General features: G+C 62.2%; 1 protein-coding gene (running past one end of the window). It reads right to left on the minus strand.

Annotation, left to right across the window (positions count from 1 at the left end):
* Window positions 1–8,751, minus strand: partial view of a putative Ig domain-containing protein gene (locus AC6FTP_RS12450; protein ID WP_497207245.1) — the beginning only. 18,153 nt of this gene lie to the left of the window's left edge; only the first 8,751 of its 26,904 coding nucleotides appear in the window; the start codon lies at window positions 8,749–8,751; its stop codon lies off the left edge, out of view.
* Between the last annotated feature and the right edge of the window lie 121 nt (window positions 8,752–8,872).

An 8,872-nucleotide genomic window follows, 5' to 3' on the forward strand; every position in this document is an offset into this window, starting at 1 on the left:
GGTGCTGGTGCCATCGAAGCCAAGCAGGGCCAGTGGCGTGCCAGTGGAGTTTGGCATCTGCTGGAACTCGAAGCTGGCATTGTCGGCAAGTGTGTTGGTGTAGCAGAGGTCACCATTGGCAAAGGCAAAGTCGATGGTGCTGTCACGATCCGCATCATCACCATCGACACCAGCGGCGGGCTCGCCACCGGCAGAGAGCGTGATGAGCGGACTGACAACCTGGGTGCCTGCTCCGCCGGGCTGGATGCCGTTGTTGTCATTGTTGATGCCATTGTCCAGAGTCACCGCCGTGGTGGAGATACTGGGATAATAAACCGGCGGAGTGGGTATGCGGACGTAGTAGGCACCAGGCAGAAGATTCGTGAACTGATAGAGACCGTTGACGTCCGTCAGCACGTCGGCACCGACTTTCACGTCGTCGCCACCACCATTGTCGCGCGCGCCATCGACACCTGGAGTCCACAACTGGACTCGAAGCATTGGGATGCCGCTCTCCGTGGACTGGCGCACGCCATCGTTGTTCATGTCAGCCCAGATCTGATTGCCGATGGCCATGTTGCGGGATTGCAGCGTCAGGCTTTGAGTGGCGAAGCAGCCTGCGCTATCGGTAACTCTCACGGTAACGTTGGAGCTAGCAGCCCCAGTGGGTGTGCCACTAATGATCCCGGAGCTGCTCAAGCTCAAACCAGCGGGCAGGCTGCCGCTGGTGAGCGTCCAGGTGAGTGGCGCGGTGCCGCCGATGACACCGAGTGTCTCGCTGTAGGCAGTGCCAGCGTAGGCATCTGGCAGGGTGGTGGTGCTGATGGTGATGGCCGGGCAGGCAGTGACTAGGGTATAGCTGCGGGTGCCGAAGCAGGTGCCGCCATCCGAGACTCGCACCGTGAAGTTACTGCTACCGGGCGTCGTCGGTGTGCCGGTGATCTCACCAGTGACATCATTCAGCGCCAGTCCAGCAGGCAGAGTGCCGGCAGAGATGGTGTAGCGATAGGTCAGCCAGCCTGTCACGGCCTGCAATCCAAAGCCTGGGCCGGACCAATTCAGACGAGCCACGGCATCACCACCATTCTCATAGAACTCCATGCGAATGGTGACCGACGAACCACCGGTTAAAGAGAGGGAAGCACTGTGATTTGTGGCACTGTGATCATTCCATTGATCGATGATGAGGTTGTTATTCACCCAGAGGCGGACGCCATCATCGCTCGTAGTCTGGAAGGTGTAGGTGCCTGTGGTCAGCGGCATGAGGGTCCCGGTCCAGCGCACCGAGAAGACGTTGGCTGGAACAGACGCATGAGGCGCTCCCCCCGCCCAGTTGAAGTCGATGGAGCTATCTGCGCGGGTGAGCAGGAGCGTGTTGAAATTCGTGCCGGAGTAGTATTGACCGATCAAGCCGCTCTGCGGCGTGGCAGTGACAGTCTGGCCGTAGGCTATGCCGACATTGCCATCAGGCAGCGTGGTGGGAGACATCGTGATGATGGGGCAGCCAGTAATGATGCTGTAAGTGCGCGTGCCCGTGCAGCCATTGGCATCCATGGCAGTGACGACAAAGGTGCCCGGATCACTATTGGTGGGTGTGCCACTGATCACACCGGAACTGCTCAGGGCGAGCCCCATCGGCAGATCACCGCTGCTGATCGTGTAGATGTAGGGAGTGGCACCGCCCGACGCAGTGATGGTTTGCGTATAAAATGCAGCCACCGTGGCATCCGGCAGCGTGGCAGGCGTCAGAGAGATGGCCGGGCAAACAATAATCGTGGTCGTAAGCGTGCCCTGGCATCCATAGCCATCCGTGGCGGTGAAGGTGAGAGAGACACCGGCACCATTCGCCGTCGTGGGTGTGCCGGTGATGGTGGCCGTGCCAACATTAAAGGTCAGCCCGGCTGGCAGCGTGCCCGAGGTGAGTGCCCAGGAGTAAGGAGCCGAGCCACCACCCGCGGCGAGTGCCTGTGTGTAGGAGGTGCCGACCTTCGCCAAAGGCAGCGCCCCCGGCGTGACACTGATGGCGGGGCAAACTGGCGTAAGCGTGTAAGTGCGACTGCCGGAGCAGCCATATTGATCCGCCACACGCAGTGTGAATGTCGCCGCCGCAGTACTCGAAGGTGTGCCGCTAAGGACACCCGTGATGCTGTCCAAAGCAAGCCCGGCAGGCAGCGTGCCGCTGGTGACCGAGTAAGTGAACGGTGCCGAACCTGAGCTGGCGACGAAGGTTTGACCATAAGCACTGCCGACGGTGGCGGCTGCAATGGAGATGGGATTCAAAGAGATGCCAGGACATACCGGAGTGACCGTGTAGCTGCGTGTGGCCTGGCAACCGTTGGCATCGGTGACACTCACCGTGAAGTTTGCCGCCGTGAAAGCCGTCGGTGTGCCGCTGATCACGCCGCTGGTGGTATTCAGCGCGAGTCCCGATGGGAGGCTGCCAGCGGAAATGGAATACACATAAGGTGTTGCCCCATTGCTCGCGCTCACCGTCTGCGAGTAGGCCGTGCCCACCGTGCCGTTGGCCAGTGTCACTGGAGTCAGCGCGATGGCCGGACAGACTTTCAGCGAGTAGGCACGGAGGCCAGAGCAGCCATTGGCATCCACTGCGGTGATGGTGATGTTGGCCCCTGCCCCGTTGCTGGCCGTCGGTGTGCCTGCTATTTCACCCGTGGTGGCATTCAGCGTGAGACCCACAGGCAACGTGCCCGAAGTGACACTGAAAGCATGAGGTGCCGTACCACCACTGGCAGTGACGACTTGTGTGTAGGCCGTGCCCACCGTGGCTGTCGCGAGGCTCGCTGGATTGACCGTGATGGCAGGACACACGGGAGTGATGGAGTAGGCACGGACACCTGAGCAGCTGTTTGTGTCAGTGGCGCGAATGGTAAACCCTGAACTGGCCGTGCTAGTTGGCGTGCCGCTGATCGTTCCCGTGGTCGCATTCAAAGTCAGGCCCGCAGGCAGGGCACCGGATGAGATGCTGTAGCTGTAAGGTGAGACGCCGCCAGTGCCGCTGACAGACTGGCTGTAAGCCACTCCCACCGTCGCGCCTGGCAGAGTCGATGGCGTGAGACTGATCGACGGACAAGCAGGTGTGACCGTGTAATTGCGAGTTCCCTGGCATCCATAATTGTCCGTGGCGCGGATGGTGAATGTGGCAGTGCTGATGCTTGTGCAGGTACCGCTGATGACACCGGTAGTGGTATTCAGCGAAAGCCCTGCGGGCAGCACGCCGCTGCTGACAGCAAAGAGATACGGGGCGGTGCCTCCTGTCGCGGTGAATGTCCGCGTGTAGGCAGCACCCAAGACTGGTGCTGTAAGCGTGACTGGGCTTACCGTGATCGTCGGGCAGGCTGGAGTCAGTGTGTGAGTGATCGTTGCCTGACAACCATTCGCATCTACAGCACTCACCTTGAAAGTAGCACTGGTCGTGTTATTGGGTGTGCCGCTAATGACACCCGTGCTTGCATTCAATGCAGCCCAGGCTGGCAAGGCACCACCGGAGATGCCGAATACATAGGGAGTGACTCCACCACTGGCGCTCACGGTCTGTGAGTAAACCGTACCCACCGTCGGCGTCGGCAGAGTGGTGGGAGACATCGTGATAACTGGGCAGACTTGCAGAGTGACGGCACGTGTCCCCACACAACCGAAGTTGTCCGTGACTCGGAAAGTAATCGACGTCCCCACACCATTCGTCGTTGTCGGTGTGCCAGTGATGGCTCCAGTGCTGGTGCTGAAGCTGAGGCCGGTGGGCAGAGTGCCGCTGGTGATGGCGAAGGTGTAGGGGGCTGTGCCACCGCTTCCGCTCATGGTCTGCGAATACGGCACTCCGACTATTGCGGCAGCTGGAGTTGCTGGATTCAGCGTCACTACCGGGCAGGCTGGAGTGAGCGTGTAGGGGCGCTGGCCGGGGCAGCCATTCACATCCGTGGCGGTGACGGTGAAGCTGGCGGCGGTGGTGCTGGTGGGAGTGCCGGTGATGGCTCCGGTGCTGGAGTTCAGGCTCAAACCAGCGGGCAGGCTGCCGCTGCTAACGCTGAAGATGTAAGGGGTGGCTCCGCCGCTGGCGGTGATGATCTGGCTGTAACTGGTGCCGACGGTGGCGGTGCTGAGGGAGGCTGGATTGACGGTGATGATGGGGCAGATTTTCAGCAGGTAGCTCTTCGTGGTGGCGCAGGTGAAGTTGTCGGTTGCGCGGACGGTGATGTTGACGCCGGGGCCGTTGCTGGCGGTGGGTGTGCCGCTGAGGAGTCCGGCAGCGGAGTAGGTCATCCCGGCGGGCAGGGTGCCGGAGCTGAGATCCCAGACGTAGGGGGCGTTGCCGCCGCTGGCGGTGGTGGTCTGGCTGTAAGCGCTGCCGACGAGGCCATCCGGCAGGGTGGCGGGTGAGATGGTGGTAACGGGGCAGCCGATGGCGATGGTGTAGCTGCGGGTGCCGAGGCAGCCGTACGCGTCAGTGCCGGTGAGAGTGATATTCGAGTTTCCGCTGGTGGTCGGCGTGCCGGTGATGGCTCCGGTGCTGGTGTTTAAAGTTAGTCCTGCGGGAAGTGTGCCGCTGGAGAGCGCGTAAACATAGGGTGCGACGCTGCCACTGGCGGTGACGGTCTGGGAGTAAGCGACGCCGATGCTACCCGATGGCAGAGTGGCGGGCGCGAGAGTGATGACTGGGCAAATTTTCAGTGTGAGCGGACGCGAGGCCGAGCAGCCATAGGCATCGGTGGCAGTGAGAGTGATCGCAGTGCCGGTGCCATTTCCCGCAGTGGGCGTGCCACTGAGGAGACCGCTGGTGGGGTTCAAACTGAGGCCTGCCGGCAAGGTGCCGCTGGTGATGCTGAAGGCATACGGGGCGGTGCCGCCAGTGGCGGTGATGGTCTGGCTGTAGGCTGTGCCAAGGGTGCCATCGCTCAGGCTGGTAGGGCTGACGGTGATGGCAGGGCAGACGGGAGTCAGCGTGTAGGCGCGAGTGCCGACGCAGCCATAGTTATCCGTAGCACGAATGGTGAAGCTGGCGGCTGTGCTGCTGGTGGGGATGCCGGTGATGGCTCCGGTGGTGGTGCTCAAACTAAGACCTGCGGGCAGAGCGCCGACGCTGATGGCATAAGCATAAGGGGCGGTGCCACCCATGGCGCTAATGCTCTGCGAATAAGCCGAACCAACGGTGGCTCCGGCGAGACTGGTGGGATTCACCGTGATGGCGGGGCATACAGGAGCGATGGTGTAGGCGCGGGTGACGACGCAGCCATTGGCATCGGTGGCGCTGAGGGTGAAGCTGGCGCTGGTCGTGGCGTTTGGCGTGCCACTAATGACTCCAGTGCTGGTATTCAGTGCAGCCCAGGCGGGCAGGCTTCCGCTGGCGATGCCGAAGAGATAAGGCGATGTGCCGCCGGTGACGCTGAGGGTCTGCGAGTAGCTGGTGCCGACGACGCCATTGCTGAGGGAGGTGGGATTCAGCGTGATGACTGGGCAGACCTGCACGTTGATGACGCGAGTGCCAGTGCAGCCATAGGTATCTGTGGCGCGGAAGGTAATGGCGACGCCGGTGGTGTTTGCGGTGGTAGGCGTACCGCTGAGGACGCCTGAGCTGCTGAGAGTGAGTCCGGTGGGGAGTGTGCCGCTGCTAACGACGAAGTTATGCGGCGCAGTGCCGCCAGTGGCGATGAGGTTTTGCGAATAGGCGCTGCCGACGACGGCGGCGGGCAGGGTGACCGGTGTGATGACGACGGTGGGACAGACGGGCGTGACGGTGTAATTCCGTGTGCCGACACAGCCACCGCTATCGGTGGCGCGGGCGGTGAAAGTGGCGGCGGTATTAACGGTGGGTGTACCGGTGATCGCTCCGGTGCTGGTATTCAGCGTGAGGCCTGCTGGCAGGCTGCCGACGGTGATGGCGAAGGTGTAGGGCGCAATGCCGCCGGTGCCGGTGAGGGTCTGCGAGTAGGCTTGTCCGACGACACCATTGCTCAACGAGGTGGGGCCGACAGTGATGGTGGTGCAGGCGGGGGTGACGCTGTAGCTGCGCGTACCAGTGCAGGAAACGCTATCGGTCGCGCGAATGGTGAAGCTGGAGCTGGCGGAGTTGGTAGGTGTGCCGGTGATGGCTCCGGTGCTGGTGTTTAATGCCAGGCCGGCTGGCAGTGATCCGACGCTGACGGCATAGGTGTAGGGGGCGCTGCCACCAGAGGCGGCGACGGTCTGGCTATAGGCCGAACCAACGGTGCCGTTGATCAACGTGACGGGAGTCAGCGTGATGCTGGAGCAGCCGACGCTGAGGGTGTAGGCGCGGGTGCCGACACAGCCCTGGCTGTCGGTGGCGCGGAGGGTGAAGCTGAAGGAGCCTGTGCCGACGCTGGTGGTGCCGGAGAGTTCGTTGGCACTGTTAATCGTGATGCCAGCGGGGAGTGAGCCGCTGATGACATTGAGAACGTAAGGTGCGCGCCCGCCAGTGATGGTGATGGCCTGGGTGTATGCGCTCAGGCGGGTGGCTGCTGGCAGCGTGGTGGGGGCGAGCGCGATGGTGGGGCAGTTGATCAGCAGACTATAGGTCTGCTGAGTGGAGCACCCCTTGGCATCGGTGGCCAGAACGCTGAAAATGAAGGCACCGATCTGGATCGGTGTGCCACTGAGTACGCCTGCGGAGCTCAAAGACAGGCCGGGTGGCAGCTCACCAGTAAGCACACTCCAGACATAAGGTGAGACGCCGCCGGTGGCGCTGAGCGCCTGGCTGTAAGAGCTGTCCTGCGTGCCTGCGGTGAGGGTGGCAGGCGTGATGGTGAAGGCTGGGCAGGGGCGGATGCCGAAGTCGATGGTCTTCTCATTGTTCGTGCCACCGCTGCTGCCGGGCTCGGTGCCTGCGGCGAGCGCGAAGCTCATGCTGGTTGCTGCGGATTGCTTTACGCCGGGCTGCGCGCCATTGTTGTCGTGGTCGATGCCGTTGTCCGTGGTGGTGACGGTGCTGCTGCTGAGCGGGATGGCCGCAGGGAGGAAGGGAACACGCACCTTGTAGTTCGCGGCGGTGGCGGTGTTGAAGCTATACACGCCAGTGTCGTCCGTGGTGGTGGACATGATGACCGCATCGGTGCTGGCATTCAGCAACTCGACAGTGATGCCTGGGACTCCGAATTCACCGGTGAGCGGCTCGAAAGTGCCGTCGTTGTCGGCGTCGTTCCAGACGGTGTTGCCGACATTGAGGGCGTTGTTGAAACCGAAGTCCTGGGTGAAGTCGGTGCTGGCATCGGAGTCGCCATCATTCACGGGCTCGGTGCCTGCCTGGAGAGTGATGAGGGGGCTGTAGGCGAGAGTTCCAGGTCCGGCGGGTTGACGCGCGTTGTTGTCATCGTCCTGGCCGTTGTCGTCGAGATCAGGAGCGCCTGAGGTGCTCGGATAAAGGGCGGGCGGCTGGACGGTGATGTAGTATTTGCCAGCGGCGACGGGGCTGAAGACATAGCTGCCGGTGCTGGTGGTGGTGATGCTGGGCATGTACTCCCAGTCGGCATTGTCTCCGGTGCCGCCGATGAGGCCGTCTTCGCCTGCATGATAGAGTCGGACCACAGCACCAGCGATGCCGGGCTCGCCGACTTCCTTGATGCCATCCGCATCGGCATCGAGCCAGACAGCGTTACCGACGCAGAGACGATCTCCGGGAGGTGGGATGGTCTGGAAGAGGAGGCTATCTTCTTGATCGGAGGGGTTCTTGCCAAAGACAGCGAAGGTGAGGCCATCGGAGCTCATGCCATCACCGCCGTTGTAAAGATTCCATGCGGCGTAGGAGGCGTCCTGCTGCGTGTGTCCGTCATTGAGCAGGACGTTTTGAAGAGTGGTGTAGCTCGCCGTGGCGGACTCCCAAAGGACGGAGGTGCTGCCCGTGGTGCCACTGCGATACATGCTGCCGACGACACGACCGGTATCGCTCAGCGCACCGACGATGCCACCGAGGCTGTCTGCGGCGGTGATGGGCAGATTGCTGCGGGTGGCGTTCAGCGTGTCATAGACGAATGGGGTGGGCTTGCCACTGAGGGTCTCGGCACTGCCGACGTAGCGGCCACTGGCGCTGACTTTACCGAACTTGAGCTTACCCGTGAAGGTGACGAGGACGGTGGGCCAGCCGCTGCTGACATTGCCACGCAGGATCTGGCCCTGGCCGCTGCTATTGACGACGAGGAGGATGCTGCCATCGGAGCTGGCATCAATGACCTGACGCAGTCCGGCGATGGCTGTCCACTGGCGGTCGCTGAGGGACCAATAACCGCCCTGGCTGACGGTGGTGCCTGGGCCGTCGGGATCGACGGTGCCGAAGGCGTAAAGGTTGTCATTGGTGATGCTGACAGGCTCGCCAGTCATGGCGACGTTCGCATCGAAGGGAGTGATCAGGCGCTGAGTGGTGTTGGCGGCGCGAGTGTAGATGAAGGGGATGAGAGTGACGTTTTTTCCAGCGCTGCGACGCTCGAAGCCGACGGTGTTGCCGTCGTCGTTGACGTCCATGCCGATGGCGTAGGGGTTCGTGGCGGTGATCTTCGGGATGTCTGAGTAGCTGGAGGTGGACACCTGCATGACATAGCCACGGGCGATGGCACCGAAGCGGACGCCGGAGACATAGAGCCCATTCGGGGAGATGCTCATGATGGAGTCGGACTGATAGAGTCCGAGTGCACCGAGGATGTCCCTGCCGATGCGCGTCACCATGTATTGCATGCCGAGTGTCTGGCCGCGCGGGGCGAGACAGCCAGATGAGACGGGTGGGATGCTGCTGGCGTTATAGCCGAAGTTCAAATTCAGGTTCTGGGAACCGCTGGTGATGGTGCTGGAAGCGATGCCATCCAGCGGGGCGACGGGGTCAGCGGTGATGGTGGCTCCGCTGAGATTCGCGAGTGAGTCGGGGCGGACTTTGAGG

This window comes from Prosthecobacter sp. (assembly GCF_044378005.1).
Lineage (GTDB): Bacteria > Verrucomicrobiota > Verrucomicrobiia > Verrucomicrobiales > Verrucomicrobiaceae > Prosthecobacter.